The 23,330-nt window shown below is 67.9% G+C and carries 20 protein-coding genes and 1 pseudogene; 6 read left to right on the forward strand and 15 right to left on the reverse strand.

The annotated features are described in order from the left end of the window. Nucleotides 1-173: 173 nt before the first annotated feature. Entirely contained in the window at nt 174-1,844 is a 1,671-nt protein-coding gene (locus OVA30_RS01760) for a SulP family inorganic anion transporter (RefSeq protein WP_268174405.1), read from the reverse strand. Nucleotides 1,845-2,357: 513 nt separating this feature from the next. Here OVA30_RS01760 and OVA30_RS01765 point away from each other — a divergent pair. Continuing rightward, nucleotides 2,358-2,783: a hypothetical protein gene (locus OVA30_RS01765; RefSeq protein WP_268174406.1), complete on the forward strand. Its 426-nt coding sequence runs from the start codon at nt 2,358-2,360 to the stop codon at nt 2,781-2,783. Between the two features lie 180 nt (nt 2,784-2,963). Here OVA30_RS01765 and OVA30_RS01770 read toward each other — a convergent pair whose 3' ends face one another. Further along, the gene (locus tag OVA30_RS01770) at nt 2,964-3,485 is read right to left on the reverse strand and encodes a GNAT family N-acetyltransferase (RefSeq protein ID WP_268177443.1); all 522 of its coding nucleotides are present in this window, start codon (nt 3,483-3,485) and stop codon (nt 2,964-2,966) included. 432 nt (nt 3,486-3,917) lie between these two features. On the opposite strand from OVA30_RS01770, the gene OVA30_RS01775 reads away from it, so the two are divergent. From OVA30_RS01775 to OVA30_RS01785, 3 genes are read left to right on the forward strand one after another with little or no spacing between them, the layout of a single operon-like run. After that, nucleotides 3,918-4,892: a phosphate acetyltransferase gene (locus OVA30_RS01775; RefSeq protein ID WP_268174407.1), complete on the forward strand. Its 975-nt coding sequence runs from the start codon at nt 3,918-3,920 to the stop codon at nt 4,890-4,892. A gap of 3 nt (nt 4,893-4,895) precedes the next feature. Further along, nucleotides 4,896-6,104 (forward strand): acetate/propionate family kinase, encoded by a 1,209-nt coding sequence (locus tag OVA30_RS01780; protein WP_268174408.1) that lies wholly within the window; start codon nt 4,896-4,898, stop codon nt 6,102-6,104. A gap of 16 nt (nt 6,105-6,120) precedes the next feature. Continuing rightward, entirely contained in the window at nt 6,121-6,615 is a 495-nt protein-coding gene (locus tag OVA30_RS01785; protein WP_012251878.1) for a hypothetical protein, read from the forward strand. Nucleotides 6,616-6,987: 372 nt separating this feature from the next. Here the strand turns inward: OVA30_RS01785 and ppk2 are convergent, their stop codons facing one another. From ppk2 to OVA30_RS01815, 6 genes and pseudogenes are all read right to left on the reverse strand, one after another. Continuing rightward, nucleotides 6,988-7,830 (reverse strand): polyphosphate kinase 2, encoded by an 843-nt coding sequence (gene ppk2, locus OVA30_RS01790; protein WP_085857605.1) that lies wholly within the window; start codon nt 7,828-7,830, stop codon nt 6,988-6,990. 41 nt (nt 7,831-7,871) lie between these two features. Continuing rightward, on the reverse strand, nt 7,872-11,063 hold the full coding sequence (locus OVA30_RS01795) for an efflux RND transporter permease subunit (RefSeq protein ID WP_147019384.1): 3,192 nt from the start codon (nt 11,061-11,063) through the stop codon (nt 7,872-7,874). A 5-nt stretch (nt 11,064-11,068) separates the two neighbouring features. Further along, nucleotides 11,069-12,187 (reverse strand): efflux RND transporter periplasmic adaptor subunit, encoded by a 1,119-nt coding sequence (locus OVA30_RS01800; RefSeq protein WP_268174409.1) that lies wholly within the window; start codon nt 12,185-12,187, stop codon nt 11,069-11,071. 259 nt (nt 12,188-12,446) lie between these two features. Beyond that, nucleotides 12,447-12,646, reverse strand: a pseudogene (locus tag OVA30_RS01805) (hypothetical protein); the annotation flags it as partial. Continuing rightward, entirely contained in the window at nt 12,646-13,095 is a 450-nt protein-coding gene (locus OVA30_RS01810; RefSeq protein ID WP_268174410.1) for a DUF6691 family protein, read from the reverse strand. The pseudogene OVA30_RS01805 and the gene OVA30_RS01810, both read right to left, overlap by 1 nt. 3 nt (nt 13,096-13,098) lie before the next feature. Then, the gene (locus tag OVA30_RS01815) at nt 13,099-13,524 is read right to left on the reverse strand and encodes a YeeE/YedE family protein (protein WP_268174411.1); all 426 of its coding nucleotides are present in this window, start codon (nt 13,522-13,524) and stop codon (nt 13,099-13,101) included. A 204-nt stretch (nt 13,525-13,728) separates the two neighbouring features. Here OVA30_RS01815 and OVA30_RS01820 point away from each other — a divergent pair, with 204 nt between their 5' ends. Further along, the gene (locus OVA30_RS01820; protein WP_268174412.1) at nt 13,729-13,935 is read left to right on the forward strand and encodes a hypothetical protein; all 207 of its coding nucleotides are present in this window, start codon (nt 13,729-13,731) and stop codon (nt 13,933-13,935) included. A 9-nt stretch (nt 13,936-13,944) separates the two neighbouring features. Continuing rightward, entirely contained in the window at nt 13,945-15,885 is a 1,941-nt protein-coding gene (locus OVA30_RS01825) for a heavy metal translocating P-type ATPase (protein WP_268174413.1), read from the forward strand. Nucleotides 15,886-15,992: 107 nt separating this feature from the next. Here OVA30_RS01825 and OVA30_RS01830 read toward each other — a convergent pair whose 3' ends face one another. From OVA30_RS01830 to OVA30_RS01860, 7 genes are all read right to left on the reverse strand, one after another. Next, nucleotides 15,993-16,316, reverse strand: coding sequence for an ArsR/SmtB family transcription factor (locus OVA30_RS01830; protein WP_268177444.1), 324 nt, complete (start codon nt 16,314-16,316; stop codon nt 15,993-15,995). 431 nt (nt 16,317-16,747) lie between these two features. Beyond that, on the reverse strand, nt 16,748-17,728 hold the full coding sequence (locus OVA30_RS01835; RefSeq protein WP_268174414.1) for an ABC transporter ATP-binding protein: 981 nt from the start codon (nt 17,726-17,728) through the stop codon (nt 16,748-16,750). Nucleotides 17,729-17,736: 8 nt separating this feature from the next. Further along, nucleotides 17,737-18,576: a nitrate ABC transporter permease gene (gene ntrB, locus OVA30_RS01840; RefSeq protein WP_012252807.1), complete on the reverse strand. Its 840-nt coding sequence runs from the start codon at nt 18,574-18,576 to the stop codon at nt 17,737-17,739. A 4-nt stretch (nt 18,577-18,580) separates the two neighbouring features. Further along, complete coding sequence (locus tag OVA30_RS01845; protein ID WP_268174415.1) at nt 18,581-19,942, reverse strand: CmpA/NrtA family ABC transporter substrate-binding protein; 1,362 nt, start codon at nt 19,940-19,942, stop codon at nt 18,581-18,583. 165 nt (nt 19,943-20,107) lie between these two features. Beyond that, entirely contained in the window at nt 20,108-21,442 is a 1,335-nt protein-coding gene (locus tag OVA30_RS01850; protein ID WP_268174417.1) for an FAD-dependent oxidoreductase, read from the reverse strand. Further along, nucleotides 21,439-22,632 (reverse strand): acyl-CoA dehydrogenase family protein, encoded by a 1,194-nt coding sequence (locus OVA30_RS01855; protein ID WP_268174418.1) that lies wholly within the window; start codon nt 22,630-22,632, stop codon nt 21,439-21,441. The genes OVA30_RS01850 and OVA30_RS01855 overlap by 4 nt, the downstream gene beginning before the upstream one ends. Before the next feature lie 59 nt (nt 22,633-22,691). Then, complete coding sequence (locus OVA30_RS01860; protein WP_012252811.1) at nt 22,692-23,243, reverse strand: OsmC family protein; 552 nt, start codon at nt 23,241-23,243, stop codon at nt 22,692-22,694. Between the last annotated feature and the right edge of the window lie 87 nt (nt 23,244-23,330).

Below are 23,330 nucleotides of genomic sequence, written 5' to 3' on the forward strand. Positions count from 1 at the left end.
CCATGCGGCGCGCCATGCCGGTGGCGGCTGCCGTGGCCTGCACGACGGGCCCGCGCCGATCGGACGACAACGGCGACGCCCTCGCCCCTCCTGTCGGCCGTCGGCCGTCGACTGGGAATCAGATCACGCTACGCGAGACAATGCCAGCTGACTCAGCGAGGTCGCCGACATTTCTAGTCAGGCGTTGAGGACGCCAGGAGCGCCTTGTAGCGCTCGATGGCGGTTCGCGCGTTGAACAACAGGCGGTCCGGTCCGAGTTCTTGATCCAAACCCGCGCGCCGCACCATGTTCAGGACGTCAGGGTTGAGGCCGACGAGCCAAAACGTCATGCTGGTCCGCCGGGCACCATCCCGCAGCATCTGCAGCGCTGAATACTCGATGTCGGGCACACGGCTGAGGTCGAGGGCGACGATACGCGGCTTGTGCTCGGCAATGAGCGCCCGAATCCGGTCTGCCACGTTCTGCGCGTTGGCAAAGTACAGGCGCCCCTCCGGGCGCAGGATCAGGAGGCCGACGAACGTCTCGTCGTCGGGGTGCTCCGGCGACAGGGGGCGCAGCACGTCCGCGCCGTGCTTGCGGGCGATGACAGAGATGCGGGGATGGGCCGTTTGGAGGCCCAGGCCGACCAGCGAGAGGACGATGGCGACGGTGATACCCTGAAGCGTCCCGAAGACGAGCACCCCGATCCCCGCCACGATTGCCCAGTGGAACTCCATCCGCCGCACTTTGAAGATGTCCCGGAACTCCGCCGGCTGGATGAGGCTGGCCGAGTAGACGATCACGACCGCCGCGAGGGTTGCCTGCGGCAGGAGGCCCAGGACCGGCGACAGGAGCAGCATCGTCGCGAGGGCAAGCGCGGCCGTCACGAATGAGGCCGCCTGCGTCCGGCCTCCGGCGGCCCGCACGACCCCGGTCTGCGATGCCCCGCCGCCGGCCGGCATCGCCCCGAGCAAGGCTCCCCCCAAATTCGCTGCACCCGTGGCGACCAGTTCACGATTGGCATCGATGGGCGGATCTCCCGAAGCCACGAAGGCCCGGCCCGCGGCGATGCTCTCCGTGAAGCTCATCAGGGCGATGCCCATGGCGCCCGGCAGGAGCGCCTGGACAAGCGTCAGGTCGGGCATGCTCACGGAGGGGAGCCCCGGCGGGATCTCCCCGACCGTCGCGACTCCCCATGCGTTGAGGCCGAGCAGCCAAGAGGCCGCGACGGCGGCAACGACCGTGACCAGCGGAACCGGCGAATGCGGCCTGAGGCGCTCAGCGCCGACGAGGACAGCCAGCGTCACCCCTGCGACAGCCAGGGTCGGCAGCGACGTCTCGGGGAGGTGGCGAGCGAGACTCGCGAGATCGATGAAGAACGATTGCTTCGCGGGATGGAGCCCGAGGAGCTTGGGAGCTTGATCCAGCAGGATCACGCAGGCGATTCCGGCCTTGAACCCGGTCAGGACCGGCACGGAGATGAAGCTGGCGATGAAGCCGAGCTTCACCAGCCGGGCCGCGAGCAGCAGCGCGCCGACGAGGGCCGTCAGCGTCGCTGTGGTGGCAACCAGCCGCGCCGGATCGCCATCCGGCACCACGCTGCCGATTTCGGCGGCTGTCAGGATCGCCAGCGTCGTCGTCGAACTCACGCTGAGGACGCGGGATGAGCCCAACAGGCCATAGATGAGCGTGGGAACGAAGGCGGTGTAGAGGCCGACCGCGACCGGCAGCCCGGCCACCGTGGCAAAAGCCATCGCCTTGGGGAGGACGACGGCCGCAGCGGTGAGCCCTGCCACAATGTCGGAGCGGAGTTTCGTCGGCGCGTCGGTCGTGGAGGTCCGCGTCGTCGATCCAAGGCCCGTCATCTGCGCTCCTCCGCGTCCGGTTCGGTCACTGGGGCCAAACCGGGGGGTGCTCCGTCGTCTCCTGCGGGAGCCGCCGAGTTGCGCGGCCTCGGCCAGCCCTCTGCGGCCGAGGTCGGCAGGGTGGATGCGAACAGCCGGGCAGTCCGTTCGCTGCCGACGATGATCTCAATGCACGCCTTCGTCCAGGTGGAATAGGGTTCGCCGAAATATCCGGAAGATGACGTCTGTCGATGAACCGAAAGCAGGAAGCCGCTCATGGGGACGACAGGGCCGGGAAGAGACCAGCGCGCAGCCAGAATGATCTCGCCGCAGCGATACACGAAGCCAGTGATCCACGACCGCGTCGGCGAACAGGTTTCACCGGCTGTCCTCCGGGATCAAGCAACGCTGCAGACTCGGTAGTACGAACCGGTCGACCAGGGTTTGGGACCCGAGCAGGTTACGGGTCCGGTCACGCCGGCGGGGACTGATGCGCCTCACCTCCATGTTGTCCTCCTGCGAGGAAACAACGTCATGAAAACTCTCCTGATTGCGTCTGCGGCTTTCGCAGCCCTGATCCTGACCAGCGTCACGGCAGATGCGCGCGGATTCCGTGGCGGCGGAGGCGGAGGCTTCCGGGGTGGCGGCATCCATGGCGGCGGCTTTCACGGTGGCCGGGCGGGCGGATTCCGCGGTGGGGCCGGTGGCTATCGCCGGGGCGTGGCCGGCTATCGCGGCGGTTATGGTCGCGTCGGCGGCTACGGTCACAGAGGGGTCGGCCGCTACGGCTACGGCTACGGCCGCTACGGTTACGGCCGGTATGGGTACCGTCCCGGATACGGGCTCGCCGCGGCCGGGGTCGGAGCTGCTGCGGCCGCCGGTTATTACGGCTCGACCTACGGCGGGTGCGGGCGATACGCCTTCTACGACCAGTATTCGGGCACTTGCCGCCCCTACTGACGGGCAAGCCCAGGAGACTGCGTCCGGATTCGGCGTCTCTGGACCCCTGTTTCGACGCGCATTTTTGACGAATCGGTTTCCATTTTGTCGGAATGCGCTCTCGGTCACGGGCCCGCAGTCGCGTGCCCGTGATGACGGTCATCCGTGCCAAATTTCATGGGTTCGCGACTTGAGGCGTGCTCAGGTTAGCCGAAGTACCAAGTGGACCGCGTCCGCCTCGCGTCGGCTGCTCAGCGGTAGTCCGGTTCGCTCGAACAGCTTCAGCATCGGAGCGTTGTCGGGCAAAACCTCCGCCGTCAGTTCCGTGAGCCCTGCCGCCCGAGCGATGTCCACGAGGTGCCGCACCAGCGCGGCACCGATGCCGCGCCGCTGATATTCGTCGATCACGGTGAACGCCACCTCGGCCTGACCCGGCCGCGTCGCGACATAGCGAGCGCCGCCGACGATCGCCTTCTCGCCATCCTCGTCTGCGGTCGCGACCAAGGCCACCTGCTCCCTGAAGTCGACGTTGAGGAAGAACGCAATCTCCTTGTCGGTGAAGTGGCGCTTCGCAGCGAAGAAGCGGCGATAGAGCGATTGGGCGCTTGTGTGGTCGATGGCTGCCAGCATCCGCTCCCGGTCATCCGGCCGAAGCGCGCGGATCTCCAAGGCGCGCCCATCGCAAAGACGCTCGACGGCCGAGTAGCATGACAGGTCTCCCATGGCATCGCTCCTTTCGGGATTGCCGCCGTCGGCTGTCACGCCGCCGTCTGCGATGGAAAGTTGACGCTCGTCATCTGAGTTGCAAGCGGCTGTCGCGGCAATAGTGCACAAATGTTCTTCAACCAGAATGAAGACCATCCCATAAGACAGGGTGCGCCGTTGTTGCGGAGGTGACCCAGAATACGCCGCGGCGCACATCGCTGTGCATGATCAAACGCCGGAAGATGGTCCGAGGAGAAGTCGGATCGCCTACGCGGCCAGCGCCATCGGCCGCCGATCCGTCCCGTCCGATCAAGCCGCCTGATCCCAAGAGCGTATGAGTAGGCGGTCCTCGTCTCCGCGGCGCAGGCGACGAGGCACCTTCGCGAGAGGCCACGCCCGTCGCACAGGACCGCTCCGGATCCTTTCCTTGAACTGTCAGAGGAGGCCAGGGTGTCGATTGCGACCATCGAACAGGCAGCGGTCGAAACCCGCGGACACGAGAAATATGACCGTCTGATCGTGGCTGCCCAGGCGCTGCCGAGGCTTCAGGTCGCCGTCGTCCATCCCTGCGACGCGGCCACATTGGGGGCGGCGCTCGAGGCCTCCGCGCTCGGAATCGTCGAACCGATTCTGGTAGGCCCACCGGGAAAGATCGCCGCCGCCGCGGCCGCACTCGATGCGGATATCGGCGCGTTCCGGCTCGTCGACGCCGGTCACAGCCACGAGGCCGCTCAGAAGGCCGTTGCTCTCGTGCGCGCCGGCGAGGCCGAGTCCCTTATGAAAGGGAGCCTCCACACCGACGAGTTGATGGCTGCGGTGGTGCGCCGGGACGGCGGCCTACGGACAGCTCGCCGCGTCAGCCACTGCTTCGTCATGGACGTGCCGGGCCATGCGACGCCCCTGATCATTACGGACGCCGCGGTCAACATCGCGCCCTCGTTGGAGGAAAAGCGCGACATCACGCAGAACGCCATCGACCTCGCACAAGCCCTTGGCGTCGCTTCGGTGCGGGTCGCCATCCTGTCGGCCACGGAGAGCATCAACGCGAAGATGCCCTCGACCCTCGATGCCGCGGCCCTCTGCAAGATGGCCGACCGGGGTCAGATCACCGGCGGCATCCTAGACGGCCCTCTTGCCCTCGATAATGCCATCGACCCCGAAGCGGCACGGATCAAGAAGATCCACTCACCGGTGGCCGGCCAAGCCAACGTTCTCGTGGTCCCCGATTTGGAAGCCGGCAACATGCTGGCCAAGAGCTTGACCTTCCTGGCCCGTGCGGACGCGGCCGGGATCGTGCTTGGGGCTCGGGTCCCGATCATCCTGACGAGCCGGGCCGATTCTCGGCTCACGCGTCTCGCCTCCTGTGCGGTCGCCTCACTGTTCGCCGCCGCCCAGCGCGCCTGCCGGCCCCTTCCGGAGGTCTAGGCGATGACCTCGGTCCTGCTTGTACTGAACGCGGGCTCTTCGAGCCTCAAATTCCAAGTGTTCGCGTTCGGCGAGACCGCGGATCCATGCCGCATCTTCAAGGGTGTGTTCGAGGAACTCAACGGTTCGCCCCACTTGCTGATCCGGGACAGCGCCGGGACGGTTGTCGCCGACCAGGCCTTCCACCGTGAAAGCCTGTCCGGCCACGAGGAGGCGCTCCTGCACGTGGCGGCTTGGCTGCGTGAGCATTGCAGCGGCTTCCGGCTCGCCGCCGCCGGGCACAGGGTCGTCCATGGCGGAAGGGCCTATAGCAGGCCGGTGCGGGTGGACGAGGAGGTGCTGGAGGCGCTGGAGCGCCTAGTACCGCTCGCTCCGCTCCATCAGCCCCACAACTTGGCGCCGATCCGGATCCTCCGGCGGCGTTTCCCGGACCTCCCCCAGATTGCCTGTTTCGACACCGCATTCCACCGCAACCAGCCGGAAATCGCACAGCTTTTTGCCCTACCGCACGCGATGACCGAGGCGGGGGTGCGCCGCTACGGCTTCCACGGCCTGTCCTACGCCCACATCGCCTCGGTCTTGGCGCAGTACGACCCCGCCCTTGCCACCGGCCGCGTCGTCGTCGCTCATCTCGGCAATGGCGCCAGCCTGTGTGCCCTGGAGCGCGGGCAGAGCATCGCGACCACGATGGGCTTCTCCGCACTCGACGGACTGCCCATGGGAACGCGCTGCGGTAGCCTCGATGCCGGGGTCGTCTTCTACATGATGCGGGAGATGAAGCTCGCCCCGGACGAGGCAGAGCGGATGCTCTACACGCAATCGGGCCTGCTCGGGGTCTCCAGCCTGTCGCACGACATGCGCAGGCTCCGTTCCCTCGCGGCGACCGATCCCGATGCGCAGCGGGCCATCGACCTCTTCGTCTACCGGATCGAGCGGGAGCTCGGCTCGCTGGTGGCGGCACTCGGCGGCCTGGATGCCCTCATCTTCACCGGCGGCATCGGTGAGAACGACGTCGCCACACGGGCCGAAGTTCTGCGGGGAGCCGCCTGGGCCGGTTTCGAACTCGACGCGGCGGCCAATGCTTCCGGCGGCCCGAAGGTGACCCGAGGGCCGGGTCCCGCTGCCTGGGTCATTCCGGCGGACGAGGAGATGACGATCGCGCGCGGAACGTGCGAAGCGCTGGCCCAGGTCCAGCGCGAACCGGCCTTATGAACAACAGGAGTTCGCCATGGAAGCGCTGAAGACGAATCCACAGACCGAACACGAGCTTGGCGACGAGAGCTTCATGTCCGCCGCCGAACTCGGCGCTTATACGGCCAAACTGAAGGCCGCGAAGGCCCTGCAGACCGAGGATCGAGCCGAAGAGGCGCGGGCCGAGCTCATCAAGGCTCTGTCCGAGACCATCGAGGTCACGCCTAAGAAGGTGCACGAGATCATGACGTCGCTCTTGTACAAGCTCCGGATCGCGGCCGAGCAGGGCAAGAACGAACTTCTCGTGATGCGTTTCCCGAACGTGATGTGCAGTGACGGCGGACGGGCCATCAACAATTTCGAGAAAGGTTGGCCCGAGACCCTGACCGGACGCCCGCGCCAAGCTTTCGAGTTCTGGCGGGACCGCCTGCAGCCGGCCGGCTACGGTCTGAAGGCCGTAATTGTCGACTTTCCCGACGGCATGCCAGGTGACGTGGGCTTCTTGCTCACCTGGGAAACACGCAGCGCATAGGTTCCACCGACCTTCAGAATGGTAGCCATGGCCGCGCGATAACGACGGGCTTAGTCCGACAGGGTGGGCAGGCCGTTGCGCCTCGTCTTCGATGGGGGGCTAGTTGTCGGCGCGCCGGTTCCAACAGCCGGTCAACTCCAAGCCGGTGCGCCGCGAAGCTCTCCTGGGCGTCGGTACCGAGCCCGGCATGACCATCGACGTCGACGCTGGGCTAAGAGTGCCTCACGAGACGCCCGGACACAGGCGCCCTCCCACTCGCGCTGGCGGCGCAGTGGGCGTTTTTTTGTGAGACACGCAGCCTCATGCCCGGCCGGCGCTCGGCCGCGCCTCGACCCCGGGATTGCCCTGGAGCTTGCCGGCGCGATCCCAACCTCAGTACCTTTCGGTGACGAAGCGCCTGTTCCTGAGGGTATCGTCGTACGCATCCTCCTTGCTGCGCTTCGGCAGCGTCACCGCGTCGTGCTTCTGTTCCCTGTAGGGGATCAGACGGAGGAGGTGAGTGATGCAGTTGAGGCGCGCCCGCCGCTTGTCGTCGGAGCGGACGATGTGCCAGGGAGCGTCGTCAGTGTCGGTGGCCGCCAGCATCGCATCGCGCGCCTTCGAGAACGCGTACCAGCGCTCGTAGGATTCAAGGTCCATCGAGCTCAGCTTCCACTGCCGGAGGGGATCCTCGATCCGTGCCAGGAAGCGCCGCTTCTGCTCCTGCTTTCCAACCTCCAGCCAGAATTTGATGAGTTGGGTCCCGCCATCGACGATGAAGCGCTCGATCCGCGGGCAGAGGTCGAGGAACCGGCGATACTCCGCGTCGCTGCAGAAGCCCATGACGCGCTCGACGCCGGCGCGGTTGTACCAGCTCCGATCGAAGATCACGATCTCGCCGGCCGCCGGGAAATGCTCGATGTAGCGCTGGATGAACATCTGGGACTTCTGCCGGTCCGTTGGTGCCGGCAGCGCGACGACGCGGAACACGCGCGGGCTGACCCGCTCGGTGATGGCCTTGATCGTCCCGCCTTTGCCGGCCGCATCGCGGCCCTCGAACACGATGATGATGCGGGCGCCGGTTCGCTTGACCCAGTCCTGCAGATGGCACAGCTTGACCTGTAGGGTGTGCAATTCCCTCTCGTAGTCCTTTTTCTTGAGCTTCTTGGCGGTCCCGGCCTGGGGCCGACCCGCATCGGGTTTCGTGGTCGGGATGACCTGCTCGATATCGTGCATCGTCATGCTCCCACCTGCCCGCATCGAAGGGGTCGATCGCATCACTCGGCCGGCAAGTGCTTCGGGGCGCCGCTTGCGCCTTCAGCCGGCGGTTCCGCCCGCTGTTTCGCTCCCTTGCGGCTCATGAGGCTCCAGGCCCGCTCGCGCAGGCCCTGAAACAGGACGTAGAGGGGTGGAATCACGAAGATGCCGAGGAATGACGCGGCGATCATGCCGCCGAAGACCGGCGTCCCGACATTGCGTCGGGCGAGCTGCGAGGCTCCCACAGCGATGACCAGGGGGAGCAGGCCCAGGATGAAGGCGAAGGAGGTCATCATCACCGGGCGGAAGCGCAGGCGCGCGCCTTCGGTGGCAGCCTTCTGAAGCGGAACGCCCTTCTCCCGCTGCTCCTTGGCGAACTCGACGATCAGGATACCGTTCTTGGCAGCCAGCCCGATGAGCACGATCATGCCGATCTGCGCATAGAGATCGAGGGTGAGCTTGCCCCACACCATGGACGCGTAGGCCCCGGCGATCCCGACCGTGACCGACAGCAGCACCGGGACGGGGATGGTCCAGCTCTCGTAGAGCGCGACCAGAAACAGGAACGCGAACAGGACCGCGAAGCCCAGGATGATGGCGGTCTTGCCCTCGGCGCGCTTCTCTTGGAACGCGGTGTCCGTCCACTCGCCGCCGAAGCCCGCAGGCAGGGTCCGGGCCGCAACGCCGTCCATGGCGGCGAGCGCCTGACCGGACGAGACGCCCGGCGCGGGCGAGCCCTGGATCGTGACGGCGCGAAGGTTGTTGTAGCGGATCAGCGCCGGCGGCCCCACCACGATCCGGACCTCCGCGAGCGAGCGCAGCGGCACCATCTCGCCGTCCTTGTTTCGCACGTTGATCCGATAGATGTCGTCGATCTTGGTCCGGTCGGCGGCCTCCGCCTGAACCTGCACCTGCCAGGTACGGCCGAACAGGTTGATGTCGTTGACGTAGTAGCCGCCGAGCGAAGCCTGTAGCGCTTGAAACACGGCGCTCAGGGGCACTCCGAGAACCTGCGCCTTGTCGCGATCGATATCGAGATAGACCGACGGGTTCGTCGCCGAGAAGGTGCTGAACACGCGGTTGAGCTGCGGATCCTGGTTCGCTGCCACGACCAAGCCGCGCAGGACTTGAGCGAGCTCCTTCGGATCGCCACCGCGCAGATCCTGCAGCACGTAGCTGAAGCCACCGCCGGTGCCGAGGCCGATGATGGGTGGAGGAGCGAGCGGTACGACGGTGCCTCCGGGGATCTCCCGGAATTGCTGGCCGAGGCGCGCAATCATGGCCGCCGCCCCGTCCGCGGCAGCCTTGCGCTCCTCGAACGGCTTGAGGGTCACGACCAGGAAGGCCGCGTTGCCCTGGGAGTAGTTGTCGATGAAGTTGAGGCCGATCACCGAGGTGGTGTCAGCGACCGCATGCTCCTGCCGCAGGATCTGCTCGGCCCGGGCCACGACCTCGGAGGTCCTCCCGACCGATGCGCCTTCCGGCAACTGCACCACGACGAAGAAGGCGCCTTGATCGTCTTCGGGCAGGAAGCCGGTCGGGGTTCGCTTCGCGAGTTCGGTCGCGCCGTAGGCCGCGGCGCCGGCGAGCACGAGGCCGAGGATCGAGAAGCGCACGATGCGCGCCACGGCGGCACCGTAGCCGTTGCTGACCCGGTCGATGGAGCGCATCACCATGCCCATAATACCCCGGCGAGGGCCGTGGTGCGGGCGCAGCAGCACGCCACAGAGAGCCGGCGACAGAGTCAGCGCGTTGATCGCCGAGATGAACATCGAGACCGCGACCGCGACCGCGAACTGGCGGAAGAGCTCGCCCGAGATGCCGGGCACGAAGGCGACCGGCACGAAGACCGAGAGCAAGACCAGCGTGATGGCGATGATCGGGGCGGTGATCTCCGCCATGGCCCGCTTCGTCGCATCCCGGGGCGACAGCTCCGGGTGCTCCTCCATCACGCGCTCGACGTTCTCGACCACCACGATGGCGTCGTCGACGACGATCCCGATGGCGAGCACCAGGGCGAGAAGCGAGACCGAGTTCGCCGAGTAGCCGACCGCCTTGAGGACGATGAAGGTGCCGATCAAGCTGACAGGCACGGCCAGCGTCGGGATCAGCGTGGCGCGCAGGCTACCGAGGAACAGGAACACCACGATCACAACGAGCACGAAGGCCTCGACCAGGGTCTTCTGCACCTCGTGCACCGTTTCGGTGATGAAGGCGGTCGGATCGTAGGTAACCTTCCAGGCCAACCCCTCGGGGAAGGTCTTCGCCAGCTCTCCGACCCGCCTCTCGACCTCTTTCAGGGTCGAGAGGGCGTTGGCGCCGGGTGACTGGTAGATCGCGATCACCGTCGCCGGGCTGCCGTTGAGCCGCGTCTCACGGTCGAGATTGGCCGCGCCGAGATCGACTCTCGCCACGTCGCCGAGGCGCAGCACCGACCCGTCCGGGTTGGTGCGCAACACGATGTTGCGGAACTGCTCCGCGGAGGTCAGGCGCCCTTGCGTCTGGATGCTGAGCTGAAGCTGCTGCTCGTCCGAGATCGGCCGGGCACCGATCCGCCCGACCGGCGCCTGCACGTTCTGGGCCTGGATCGCCCCGATGACGTCGCCCGTGGTCAGGCTGAGCCCGGTGAGCTGGTCGGTGCGCACCCAGGCTCGCATCGCGTAATCCTGCGGGCCCCACAGCGTCGCATCGCCGACGCCGGGCGTGCTCTTGATGCGGTCGAGCAGGTTGATCGTGACGTAGTTGGAGATGAAAAGCGGGTCTTGGGTCGATTTTGGCGAATAGACCGCCAGAACGCCGAGAAGGGCCGAGGATTTTTTCTTGACGGTGACGCCCTGCTTGCGAACGTCCTCGGGCAGCTTGGCGAGGGCGATCTGGACCCGGTTGTTGACGTTGACCGCATTGATGTCGGGATCGGTACCGAGCTCGAACGAGCCGGTGAGCGTGTAGCTGCCGTCGTTGCCGCTGACGCTCTTCATGTAGATCATCTTGTCGACACCGACGACCTGGGACTCGATCGGCTGCGCGACCGTCGATTCCACTACGTCCGCGGATGCGCCCGGATAGGTCGTGGTCACCGAGACCTGCGGCGGCACGATGTCGGGGTACTGCGCCACCGGGATCGTCAGGAGCGCCAGCGCGCCCGCGATCGAGATCACGATGGCGATCACCACCGCAAGGCGCGGCCGGTCGACGAAGATGGCGGAGAACATGGACGTCAGATCCTGCTGGCCGTCTCGCTGGCCGGGGTCGCCTGAACGAGGATCCCGGGCCGCACCCGCTGCAGCCCATCGACGATGACAACCTCGCCGCCCGAGAGGCCCTCCGCGATGACCGCGTCCGTTCCGGTGCCGCCAGGCTCCGGTTTGACGCGCCGTATCTTGGCCCGGCTTTCCTCGACGACGAACACGTAGACGCCGCCCTGGTCGGCGATGAGGGCGGATTGCGGCACGACGACCTTCTGCTCCGGCTGCCCGGCCTGAAGGTTGACGCGCACGAGTTGCCCGTCGCGAAGCGCACCGGCCGGATTCGGCATCGTGGCGCGCACGACGACCGTGTCGGTCGCGCGGTCGACGCTGATGTTGACGAAGTCGACCCGTCCGATCTGACCGTATTCCGAGCCGTCCTGAAAACGGATCCGGACTCCGATCTTGCTCCGGTCTGGGCGCGCCTCGCCCTGCTGGTAGCGCAGGAACTCGCGCTGGCTCACCGGGAAGGTGACGTAGATCGGGTCTTGGCTGACGATCGTGGTGAGGGCGCCTCTGTCGGGCCCAACCACGTTGCCCTTGGTGACGCTGGTGCGGCCGATCTGGCCGGAAATCGGCGCGAAGATCTGCGTGTAGCCGAGATTGATCCGCGCCGTCTGGAGGCTCGCCTCGTCACCCATGACGGCGCCCTTCGCCTGGTCCCGCGCGGCGCGGGCCTGATCGCGGGCAACGACGGTCCCGGAGCTTTTATCGAGTAGGTCTTGCGCCCGCTGCAACTGGATGGCTGCCAGGAGTTCGGCGGCCCTGGTGCGCTCGAGTGCGCCCTCGGCCTGCTTGACCGCGGCCTCGAACAGGTCCGGCTCGATCCGGTAGAGCGGCGCCCCCTCCTTGATCGGCTCTCCCTCCTTGAATTGGACGGCATCCAGAAAGCCGACAACGCGCGCGCGCACCTCGACACGACCGACCGCCTCGACGCGCCCAACGAAGTCGAGTGCCTGATCGATGGCCTTGCGTTGAGCGAAGGCCGTCCCGACCGGGACTGCAGCGGGCGCGGCCGGCTGCGCCTGCGCCTGCAAGCCGAGCCCAGCGACGAGGAGCAGGGCACACAACCGAGGGAGAAGGCGGAACATGGTCATCCCTCTCGTCGCCGCCGTCACCCGATCAAGGCAGCTTCAGCCTCTTCTCGCAGAGTACGAACACTCCGGCTTGATCAAACGGGACTGAACCGCTCCGGATTCCCGGGAGGCTCCAACTTTTGAGAGGATGGGGCCCGGATGAATAGAAGCACACCTCTTCCGCCTGAGGTGTCAGTCCGCTCCATCCTCCGTCGCGGACACTTGCAAGCGAGAACGCGGCCGCGCATCGCCACTTCACATTCCCGGCCCGCTATTGCGAAACGAGATTGCCCGCCGCGCTGACCGAGACCGCCAGGTCGCTGGTGCCGATGGCGACGTGCGGCGAGCTCACGCCGACCACGTAGATCAGGCGAGGACCGCGAGGATCGAGCCGCCCCCGCTGACGAGGCCGAGGATCGCCCCAACGATCCCACCCGGGCCGGTGGCGAGACCGGATGTGAGCAAGCCGGACATCACGCGTCAGCCCCTTGAACGGCCGTCGGCTTCGAGGCCGCCGAGGGCACGAGGCGGAACAGCAGCATGCCGACGACCATGGCGGCCACGAAGGTCGCGGCGGGGGCCGGCGCGACCGTCAGGAGAGTCAGCGCCGGTCCGGGGCACAGGCCGACCAAGCCCCAGCCTACGCCGAAGACCGCGGCACCGGCGATCAGGCGCGGGTCGAGGTCACGCCGGGTCGGGATCTCCAACCGGGACGCGAGCAGCGGCCGGCCGCGCCGCCGCGCGACGAGGGTGCCGGCGGCCGAGACCGCGACGGCGCCCGCCATGACGAAGGCGAGGCTCGGATCCCAGCGTCCGGTTACGTCGAGGAAGGCGAGGACCTTGGCCGGATTGGCCATGCCGGAGACGAGCAGGCCGAGCCCGAATAACAGGCCGACGGCAAATGCGGAAACGGCTCTGGCCATGGCTCAGGCTCCGAGCAGGTGACGCGTGACGAAGACGGTGAGGATGGCGACGGCCATGAAGGTGCCAGTGGCGGCGAGGGAGCGGGGCGAGCCGCGACCGATGCCGCAGACGCCGTGGCCGCTGGTGCAGCCGGCCCCGAGGCGCGCGCCGAACCCGACCAGCAGGCCCGCGACCACCAGGAGCGGGAACGAGGCATCGACCGTCACCGGCGGCAGGCTTCCTCCGAAGCCGGCATAGACCAGCGGCGCCAGGACCAGACCGGCCAGGAAGGCGGCCCGCCATCCCGTCTCGCGCGAAGGAGGGGCGAGCAAACCGCCAAGGATGCCGCTGATGCCGGCGATCCGTCCGTTCAGAAGCAGGAACAGGGCAGCGGCGGCGCCGATCATGACGCCGCCGAGGGTGGCGCTGAGTGGCGTGAAGCCGTCCATGATGATCTCTCCCGAACTGCCACAGGGACAAACCTGCCGGCGCTATGGGCTCCGTATGAAGGCTGCGGGGTCGTTTGGGCCGGATGCCCCCGCATCCAACCGAGCCATAATTAGATGACACTTAATTAGCAATATCTAATTTACCGTAAAGAAGGAGACGCCCGATGATCCCTGTGACGGCGGAGCGGGATTCGCTTCACACAGGTGCGCGACAACCAGCGCATTGCTGCCGAGTTCGATGCGAGCGTCCGCTGGCATGCTGAACCCCCGCAGGCCAGCGGCAGCCTGCTGCGCGAGCTCGATGCGACGTCAAACATCGAGCGGAAGCCCGAGGCCAAGGCCGCAACGCTGGCGCTCTCCGGAACGGGGGGTATGACCCTATCTTGCCTCGGCCGAGCTGGTCGCGTTTGATCGAGTGGCATGCCTGTTCCAGCGTCCATCGACGCGACCCGCCCAGGATCGACGACCGCGAGAGGCGAAGCGGCTGCCGATGGCGGCTGGTGGCGGCAAGCGCTGCATCGGTGGCAGGCGGTGCTTCCGCTCGCGGGGCTCTGCGCCGGGTTGGCCGCACAAGCGCTCGGCGCCCCGGACCTTGCCTTTTGGGCCTGGACCGTCCCGACCCTGGTCGTGCTCGCCAGTCTTGTCCGTGAGGTCGTCACGAGCCTCTTGAAGGGCGATGTCGGCCTCGACCTCGTCGCGCTTCTCTCGATGAGCGGCGCCGTCGCACTCGGGCAGCCGCTTGCCGGCGTCGTCATCGCCCTGATGTATGCGGGCGGTCAGGCGCTCGAAGCCTTCGCGGCGGGACGCGCGGCCCGGGAGATGACCGCGCTGCTGTCACGGCAGCCGCGCACCGCGCATCGCGAGGACGGCGCAGGCGTGCACGAGGTGCCCATCGACGCGGTCGTCCCGGGCGACCGCGTGCTGGTCCGGGTTGGCGACGTCGTCCCTGTCGATGGGCGCGTCGTGGCCAGTCGCGCCGTGCTCGACCAAGCGAGCCTCACCGGCGAGGCGCTGCCCGTCATCCACGAAGCGGGAGGCGCTGTGCTGAGCGGCTCCGTCAATGTCGGGACACCCTTCTCGCTGGTGGCCGAGCGCCGGGCAGCGGAGAGCACCTATGCGGGTATCGTTCGCCTGGTCGAGGCCGCGCGCGAACAGAAGGCGCCGATGGTGCGCTTGGCCGATCGCTACGGCCTCGCCTTCCTCGCCGTCACCCTTGCCCTCGCCGGCGGCGCCTGGGCCGTCACGCAAGATCCGCTGCGCGCCCTCGCCGTCCTCGTGGTCGCGACACCGTGTCCGCTCATCCTCGCGGTTCCGGTCGCCCTCGTCTCCGGCCTGTCGCGGGCGGCCGGGAGTGGGGTGCTGATCAAGGGCGGGGGCGCCCTAGAGACGCTGGCCGAGGTCAGCGTCCTCGTGGTCGACAAGACCGGTATGCTGACCCAGGGCACGGCCCATCTCTCGGCCATCGAGGCCTTCCCGCCGTTCGGCGAGGCAGAGGTGCTTCGGCTCGCCGCCTCCCTCGATCAAGTCTCAGCCCACCCGACGGCGCGGGCTCTTGTCGACGAAGCTCTGAGTCAGCGGCTCGATCTCGCGCAGCCGGAACGAGCGGAGGAGGTGCCGGGGGAAGGCGTAACGGGCTCGGTCGAGGGCGCCTCGGTCACGGTCGGGGGGCCGCGCCTGATGCACAGGATGGGGCTGACCTTCCCGGCCGAGGAGCCGCCGGTCGCGACGAGCGGTGCGGCGGCGACGGTGCTCGTGGCCGTCGATGGCCGCCCAGCGGGCAGGCTGTACCTGACGGACCCGCTGCGCGCGGACGGCGCCGCCACGCTCACGGCCCTGCGGGCCTGCGGCATCCGGCGCATCGTACTCGCGACGGGCGACCGGCGCGTGATCGCGGAAGCGCTCGTCGCGGGAGCGCCCATCGATGCCATCGCCGCCGACCTCGATCCGGCGGACAAGACCGCGGTGGTGGCGGCCGAGCGGGCGCGAGGTCCTGTGATGATGGTCGGGGATGGCGTGAACGACGCCCCCGCGCTGGCCGCGGCGGATCTCGGTGTGGCGCTCGGCGTGCGGGGCGCGGCCGCGGCGGCCGAAGCCGCCGACGTGGTCCTGCTCGTCGATAGCCTCGCCCCGCTTCCGGGCGCAATCCGCATCGCCCGCCGGGCCAAGTTCATCGCCCTTCAGAGCGTCTGGGTCGGCCTCGGATTGTCGCTCGCCGGAATGGTCGCCGCAGCCTTCGGCTACCTGACGCCGCTTCAGGGCGCGCTGCTCCAGGAAGCCATCGACGTCGCGGTCATTCTCAACGCCATGCGGGTGCTGGCTCCAGGGCCAGCCGAAGCAGCGCCCGAGACAGCGGCAGCCTGATACTGTTTGCGTCCAACCCGTACGGCTCCGGCGACCCGCGGGTGCGCCATGAGCCCGTCTGCGTCACTGGCGGCGCTGCGAGCGGAGGGGTGCGGTGCCCGGCACGCTCAGCCGGTCTCCGGGCAGAAGATATCCTTCAAGGTCGCGAGCAGCCGGGCGACCCTGGGGTCCTCCAGTCGATAGTACAGGGTCTGGCTCTCGCGCCGAAACGCGACCAGCCCGTCCTCACGCAACTTGGCGAGGTGCTGCGACAGGGCCGATTGGCTGAGATCGACCGCCTCGCTGAGGCTCGTCACGTCCATCTCACCGCGGGCGAGCAGGAGGCACAGGATAAGCATGCGCTTCTCGTTGGCGAGGAGCCGCAACAGGCGCGCGGCGTCGGCCGCCTTGTCCTGGAGTCGCAGCAGATCGGTCGGCGTAACGGCATCCACGGGCTCGCAGTCCATAACGTTAGATCCACCTTGTTTAGGTGTTTCTAATATAATTTCAGCGAGCCGTCTCAATGCGCTCCAATCTCGATGTGACTTTCGGTCCAGGCGAATGACCACAGCATCCGGCCGTAGGCCTCAGCGCTTCCGGGCCACGCTTTCACATCCAGGTCGCCTCAAGCTTCAACAGCGGACCTGAGCGCCAGCCGTGGATCGGACCGACATCCGCAGCGCCACCGCTGGCCACAGGCCAGAACTCGCATCAGAGCCTCGAACAGCCCCTTCGCGATCCAGGGCCGGAACCGGCCGTCGATTGTGCGCCAGGACTTGGCGCGCAGGCGTCGTCACATCCAGACGACCCGGTGGAGCGGCTCGCTCCGGGAAGCGGGCTCATGGATCCCGAAGACACGACCCGCGAGGTGCCGGCGCCGGGATCAGGCTCGCCGGGCCGGCGGCTCGGCGGCGATTGCGGCGGCGTCCGCCTCGCTGAGCGCGGGGCGCACCACCGGCGGATGGCGGGGGTCGTAGCCCTCGGGCATGGCGTCCCGCAGGGTTCGGGAGCGGGTCACGAGGAAGTCGATCAGGTGGTTGCGCAAGGCGTAGTAGCCCGGCGCGTGGTGAAGCTGGGCGCGGTCGCGGTTCTTGGGCAGCGGGTTCTCGACGATCTCGGCGACCTTCGCCTCCGGCCCGTTCGTCATCAGCACGATCCGGTCGGCGAGATAGATCGCCTCGTCGACGTCGTGGGTGATCATGAAGACCGTCTGCCCGGTCTCGACGCAGATCCGGCGCACCTCGTCCTGCAGCGTGCCGCGGGTGAGCGCGTCGAGCGCCGAGAACGGCTCGTCCATCAGCAGGATCTTCGGCTCGATCGCCAGCGCCCGGGCGATGCCGACACGCTGCTTCATGCCGCCCGACAATTCCGACGGACGCTTGTGCTCGGAGCCGGCCAGACCCACCGTAGCGATCGCCTTGCGGGCGCGTGCCTCGATCTCGGAGCGCTTCGCCTTCCGCCAGCGCGAGGACACCGCGTAGGCGACGTTGCCGAGCACGCTGCGCCAGGGCAGCAGGGCGTGGCCCTGGAAGATCACGGCGCGGTCGAGGCTCGTGCCGGTAATGGCCTGCCCGTCGACGATGACGACGCCCTCGCTCGGTGCATCGAGCCCGGCGAGGATGTTGAGCACCGTGGTCTTGCCGCAGCCGGAATGGCCGATCATGCACACGAACTCGCCGCGGCGCATCGGCAGCCACAGGTTCTCGAAGATCGTCGTGGCCTTGCCGCCCGGCGCCGGGTAGCGCCGGGCGATCCCCTCGATGGAGATGAATTTTTCAGTCGTCGACATGCGGCTGGTCCCGGCATCAGCCGTTTGGGAAGCGGAGCGGCGGGCGCGCCGCGCGAACGGAAGGAGCGTGCTCATGGATCGCTTCACTCCGGGAAGGTGACGAGGGCTTGCGCCCGCGCCAGAAGTTGGTCGAGGACCATGCCGACGAGGCCGATCACCAGGATCGAGGTGATCACATTGGTGATCGAGAGGTTATTCCACTCGTTCCAGACGAAGTAGCCGATGCCGGTGCCCCCCACGAGCATCTCGGCGGCCACGATGACGAGCCACGCGATGCCGATCGAGATGCGCATGCCGGTGAGGATCGTCGGGGCCGCCGCCGGCAGGATCACCGTGAAGGCGCGCCGAACCGGGCTCACCTCCAGGGTTCTGGCGACGTTGAGCCATTCCTTGCGCGTGCCCGCGACGCCGAAGACCGTGTTGATCAGCATCGGCCAAATCGAGCAGATGAAGATCACGAAGATCGCAGACAGGCTCGAATCCTTGATCGTGTAGAGGGCGAGCGGCATCCAGGCGAGGGGTGAGACGGGTTTCAGGATCTGGATGTACGGGTCGAGCGCCCGGCTCATCAGCGGCGACATGCCGATGAGGAAGCCGACCGGGATCGCCACCAGCACCGCGAGGCCGTAGCCGAGCGCCACGCGGCCGATCGAGTAGGCGAGCTGGATCCCGATGCCCTTGTCGTTGGGCCCGCGGTCGTAGAACGGATCCTTCAGGTGTTTCCAGATCGTCGCCCCGACATCCAGCGGGCCGGGCATGGCCGACTTGCCCGTGGTGGCCGCCTGCCCCATCAGGGCGGCGTATTCCGGGTCCATGGCCTCGGTGCGGGCGGTGCCGCTGACCGCGATCTGCCAGCCGAGCAGGATCAGCGCGAGAAGCGCGAGGGAGAGGACGCCGGCGCGCAGCGAGAGCGTGCGTTGCATGGCTCTAGCTCGCACGCTTGATCTTGAAGGAGTCGAGGTATTCCTCGGGCTTGGCCGGATCGAAGGTCTTGCCCATGACCACGAAGGTCTTGGTGGTGGCCTCCGGCGGGGTCAGTCCGTCCTGCTGCATCAGCTTGGCGGCGTCGGTGGCGCGGTAGACCTGCTTTGCGACCGCCGCGTAGTCGACATCGCCCTTGATCTGGCCCCAGCGCTTCATCTGGGTCAGCGTCCAGATCGCGAAGCTCTCGTAGGGGAACGGGTCGAAGGCGACCCTCTTCGGGTCCTTCTTCACGCTGCCGAGCCCGTCGGCATAGGTGCCGGTGAGGACCTGCTCCACCACGGTGAGCGGCTGGTTGAGGTAGTTCGCGGGCGCGATGGCGGCGGCGATTTCCTTGCAGTTCTCCGCCTTCGAGGCGTAGGCGGTCGCCTGGAGGATGGCGCGCAGCATCGCGGCCGTCGCGTTCGGCATGTCGCGGATCGTGTCCTGTGCCACCGAGAAGGAGCAGCAGGGATGCCCGTCCCAGATCTCCTTCGACAGGATGTGGATGAAGCCGACACCGTCATAGACCGCGCGCTGGACGACGTTGTCGGGCGCGAGGAAGCCGTCGATGTTGTCGGCACGCAGGTTCGCGACCATCTCGGGTGGCGGTACCGAGCGAAGCTGCACGTCCGTGTCGGGATCGACGCCGTGCTCGGCGAGGTAGTAGCGCAACAAGTAGTTGTGGTTCGAGTAATCGAACGGAATCGCGAGCTTGAATCCTTTCCAATTCTTCGGGTCGCGATTGTCTTTGTGCTTATTCGCGAGGCAGATTGCCTGCCCGTTGACGTTCTCGATCGCCGGCACGGCGAACGGAACGGGGTTCGATCCGAGCCCCATCGTGATGGCGAGCGGCATCGGTGCCAGCATGTGGGCGGCGTCGTATTCCTTGTTCAGGGTCTTGTCGCGCACGACCGCCCAGCCGGCGGTCTTCACGACATCGACGTTGAGGCCCTGCTTTTCATAGAAGCCCATCGGCTTGGCCATGATGATCGGCGTGGCGCAGGTGATCGGAATGAAGCCGATCTTGAGGTCGGTCTTCTCCGGCTTGCCCGCTTCGGCGAAGGCCTCGGCCACGAATTTCGTCGGCAGGAACTGGCTGACGGCCGCCGCCGCCGTCGCGAGGCCGACGCTGCGCAGGAAGGCGCGGCGCTCCGCCTGATGCGGAAACAGAGCCCGCATCATCGTCGCCTCGACGGCCCGCTCGATCGCGGCGTCCCCGCTGGGCAGGGCCGCCTCGTGCGCGGCCTGGGACGCGTGCGAACCGCAGGAGCAGCCGCCGCGTGCGAAACGGCGTTTGGCATCGAAGGGATTGTCGAACGGGGCCATCGCGGTCTCCGGCAGGGCAAGTAAGAATTTCTCAGCAACAGTCGCGCCAACCGCTGGGATTTTTTATTTCTGCTTTTGGGCCAGCGACTTGCCGCCTGTGGGGGCGGCTCGGTCGGTTCTCGCGCCTTCGACAATGTCGATCCTTTGTCGACATTGTCGGCAGGCTCAGGCCGCGAGCCAGGCGGTGACGTCGCCGCCCTGCCGCTGCTCCATCGCGAGCCGGTGCTCGCTCTCTTCGACGACGTGCCAGGGGCGGTCGGCGACGGGGGTGCCGTGCAGCGCGATCGGCGCCGAGCGGGTCTTCAGGCGGATGACCGGGGCGGCGTGCGCGTAGCCCGGATGAGCCCGGCCGAGGATCGCGTGCGCGATGACCGCGGCTTGGCGGGCGATGGGCTCGATGAAGCGACAGGGCCGCCCCGCGATGCTGATGCAGTCGCCCAACGCGAAGATGTCCGGCCCGCTCGTGCGCAGGGTCGCCGGATCGACGACGATGCCGCGGTCGAAGGCAAGGCCCGCTCCCCGCACGAGGCGCGAGGGCGTGGCAAGGCCGGTCGCGGCGATCACGGTCGCGGCGGCCAGGCTCGTCCCGTCCGAGAGGGCAAGCGCGACGGTGCCGTCCGGCCGGCGGCTCAGGCCGCTCACGAGGCTCTCGCCGCGGTAACGGACGCCCATGCCTTCGAGGCCCGCCAGCAGGCGCCGTCCGGCCTGCTCCGGAAGGAGTTCGGGCAGCGGCAGCGCCTTGGCCCCGAGAAGCGTGACGGCATGTCCGGCGCGGGCCAGATCCTCGGCCAGTTCGCAGCCGACCATGCCGGCACCGATCACCGCGACCGTGCGGGGGCCGCGGGCGAGCTCGGCATGGAGCGAAGACCACCCGGCAAGGTCGTTGACCCGCCAGCACAGGGCGGGGTCGAGGCAGTCCGGCAACGCCGGCCGCGCCCCGTGGGCGAGGACGAGATGGGTGTAGGGAAGCGCGCCGCGCGTCGTGCGTAAGGCGTGGCGCTCGGGCGAGAGGCCGACCGCGACCGTGTCGGCCATCAGGCGCAGGGACAAGCGTGCCGCCGCCGCGGCGCCCGTCTCACGGCGGAGCGCGTCGGGTGTCAGGCCGCGCCCGAGGGCCACCGAGAGTTCCGGCTTGTGGTAGAGGCTGCCGTCGCACGCGCTCACCAGGGTGATCGGCAACTCCGCATCCTCGGCCCGGATCGCCTCGGCGACGCTCCAACCGCCGATTCCGCCACCGACGATCACCACGCCGGGCCGGCGCTGCGGGACCAAGGAGGCCGGCACCGGAGCGACAGGCGCACGCCGCTGGTAGGGCTCGAAATCCGACTTGGTGACGCCGCAGATCGGGCAGGCCCAGTCATCGGGGATGTCGGCAAAGCGGGTGCCGGGCGGCAGGCCGCTATCGGGGTCGCCCTCGCCCTCGTCATAGATCAGGCCGCAGGCCCGGCAGAGGAAAAGCTGCCAGGGGCCGAGGCCGTCGGTGGGCTCAGGGAGGCTCATGCCCGGCTCCCTTCGGTCACGGTGGGCAGCGTCTCTCGCGACAGCCGGGCCATCTCCCAGCGCAGATGCTTGATCGCGGGGGTGACGATGGCGACGAAATGCGCCTCGCGGATCCGGCGCTGGGGTGCGGCCGACATCAGGTAGCCCCGGGCGCCCTGGTGCAGCAGCGACGATTGCGAGGCGCGCAAGGCGAGTTCGGAGACCTGGGCGCGGGCGTCGAGAACGTCGATCAGGTAGTCGGTGGAACCGTCATAGGGCGTCTCGGCAAGCCGCATCACGCGGGCGCGCAGCTCGGCGAGTTCGGCCGCGATGGCGTCGGGCCGATCGTCGAGGAACTGATTGACGTGGCCCAGCGTCTCCTCGACCGTCAGCATGGCGTCGAGGCTCCCCTCGGCCACGCCGAGGCCCATGCCGCATTGAAGCAGGATGAAGGCGCCGCGGATGCGTCCGATGAAGGGGCGTGCCGGATCGGCGATGAGATCGTCATGCCCGACGAAGAGATCGTCGAGCCGCACACCCCAAGTGCTGGTGCCCTCCATGCCGGAGAAGTGCGGGCAGGGCCGCAACTCGGCACGGTCGCAAGCCAGCACGAACATGATCTCGTGGCTGATCGTATCGTTGGCGCCGACGACACCCGCGATGGCGCCGCAATACTGGCCCGGCCCGATATGGCTGACCCAGGGCAGCATGCCGCTGACCCGGTAGCCGCCGGGGACGCGGCGGGCGCGCAGCAGGATCGGCTCGATCCCGGCGAAGGCCTTCATCGGGTTGGAGAGCGCCGTGCCTCCGAAGCTGCGACCCGCGGCGTGATCGTCGAGCACCGCGCCGGTCAGGGCCGAATTGCCCGACTGCTCCAGGTAGAGGCCGCACACGTCGTGGCACCACATCAGGAAGCCGGTGGCGCCGCAGGCCCGGCTCGCCGCCTGCATGGCCGCCACCGAGAGGCCGAAGCGCCCTCCGTGCCGGTCGAGATGCACGGCGAGCGCGCCCGCGCCACCGAGCCGGCCCAGGATCTCGAGCGGGTAGGCGCCGCGGTCGATCTCCGCCGCCGCGGCGCATAACGGACCATCGGCGATGGCCTTCGCTCCGGCGAGGACGGCCTCGTCGGTCCAATCGGGGCGGTTCGGCGTGGCAGGCGGCACCGGCCCGACGGCATCATCCACCGGCCGCAGAGCGAGGGCGCTCGACATCGTGCAGTCTCCTCAAGGATCGGGGAAGGCGGCGGGACCGTTCGGTCCCGCCCTGCGGGTCAGCCAGCCAAGCCGATCTTGAAGGCGATCGGGTTTCGCATGGAGTTGGCCACCGGCGAGTAGACATTCGCGTGGCGCACGATCTCGTCGAGTTCCTCGCGGCTCGCATCGCCCTCGATGGTCACGGCCACGCGGATTTCCTGGAATCCCATGTCTTCCGGCCGCTTCTCGGCGCCGCCCGCGCCCCAGGCGGCGGGGTTGCCGATGTCGCCCTCGAGATGCAGTTCGAGGCGTGAGAGGCGCACCTGTTTCCAGGTCGCGACGGCGGTGATGCCGACCGCGAGGCAGCCGCCGAGGGCCGAGAGCACGATCTCACCCGGCGCCGGCGCCGTGTTCTCGCCGAACAGGTGCAGGGGCTCGTCCACCACGACCGGCTGGTGGTCGCCGACATAGCTGAGGGTGCGGTACTGCCCGTCGACGACGGTGTGCACCTTGTTGGTGCCACGCGAGCCGGGATTGCAGCGGCCCTTCTCGGCGAACTGCATCAGGCCGTCCCGGTCGATCGGACGCAAGTAGGTGGTGACGGTGGTGGGGGCGGCGCTCGCGCTCATCGGCAACTCCTGTTCGTGCCCTGCCCCCGTCTTCGTCGGGGCCGGCTCGGAGGGACTTGCGCAAAGCGGGTGCCAAATCGGACGCCC

Origin of the sequence: Methylorubrum sp. SL192 (genome assembly GCF_026672325.1) — a bacterium.
Taxonomy (GTDB): Bacteria; Pseudomonadota; Alphaproteobacteria; order Rhizobiales; family Beijerinckiaceae; genus Methylobacterium; species Methylobacterium extorquens.

What these genes read in the sequence shown, in the direction of transcription:
- OVA30_RS01860 (WP_012252811.1), bottom strand. Translation starts at nt 23,243, where the DNA reads ATGAGCGCGAGCGCCGCCCCCACCACCGTCACCACCTACTTGCGTCCG.
- OVA30_RS01810 (WP_268174410.1), bottom strand. Translation starts at nt 13,095, where the DNA reads ATGGCCAGAGCCGTTTCCGCATTTGCCGTCGGCCTGTTATTCGGGCTC.
- OVA30_RS01855 (WP_268174418.1), bottom strand. Translation starts at nt 22,632, where the DNA reads ATGTCGAGCGCCCTCGCTCTGCGGCCGGTGGATGATGCCGTCGGGCCG.
- OVA30_RS01845 (WP_268174415.1), bottom strand. Translation starts at nt 19,942, where the DNA reads ATGGCCCCGTTCGACAATCCCTTCGATGCCAAACGCCGTTTCGCACGC.
- OVA30_RS01765 (WP_268174406.1), top strand. Translation starts at nt 2,358, where the DNA reads ATGAAAACTCTCCTGATTGCGTCTGCGGCTTTCGCAGCCCTGATCCTG.
- OVA30_RS01800 (WP_268174409.1), bottom strand. Translation starts at nt 12,187, where the DNA reads ATGTTCCGCCTTCTCCCTCGGTTGTGTGCCCTGCTCCTCGTCGCTGGG.
- OVA30_RS01780 (WP_268174408.1), top strand. Translation starts at nt 4,896, where the DNA reads ATGACCTCGGTCCTGCTTGTACTGAACGCGGGCTCTTCGAGCCTCAAA.
- OVA30_RS01795 (WP_147019384.1), bottom strand. Translation starts at nt 11,063, where the DNA reads ATGTTCTCCGCCATCTTCGTCGACCGGCCGCGCCTTGCGGTGGTGATC.
- OVA30_RS01770 (WP_268177443.1), bottom strand. Translation starts at nt 3,485, where the DNA reads ATGGGAGACCTGTCATGCTACTCGGCCGTCGAGCGTCTTTGCGATGGG.
- ntrB (WP_012252807.1), bottom strand. Translation starts at nt 18,576, where the DNA reads ATGCAACGCACGCTCTCGCTGCGCGCCGGCGTCCTCTCCCTCGCGCTT.
- OVA30_RS01835 (WP_268174414.1), bottom strand. Translation starts at nt 17,728, where the DNA reads ATGAGCACGCTCCTTCCGTTCGCGCGGCGCGCCCGCCGCTCCGCTTCC.
- ppk2 (WP_085857605.1), bottom strand. Translation starts at nt 7,830, where the DNA reads ATGCACGATATCGAGCAGGTCATCCCGACCACGAAACCCGATGCGGGT.
- OVA30_RS01815 (WP_268174411.1), bottom strand. Translation starts at nt 13,524, where the DNA reads ATGGACGGCTTCACGCCACTCAGCGCCACCCTCGGCGGCGTCATGATC.
- OVA30_RS01785 (WP_012251878.1), top strand. Translation starts at nt 6,121, where the DNA reads ATGGAAGCGCTGAAGACGAATCCACAGACCGAACACGAGCTTGGCGAC.
- OVA30_RS01825 (WP_268174413.1), top strand. Translation starts at nt 13,945, where the DNA reads ATGCCTGTTCCAGCGTCCATCGACGCGACCCGCCCAGGATCGACGACC.
- OVA30_RS01850 (WP_268174417.1), bottom strand. Translation starts at nt 21,442, where the DNA reads ATGAGCCTCCCTGAGCCCACCGACGGCCTCGGCCCCTGGCAGCTTTTC.
- OVA30_RS01760 (WP_268174405.1), bottom strand. Translation starts at nt 1,844, where the DNA reads ATGACGGGCCTTGGATCGACGACGCGGACCTCCACGACCGACGCGCCG.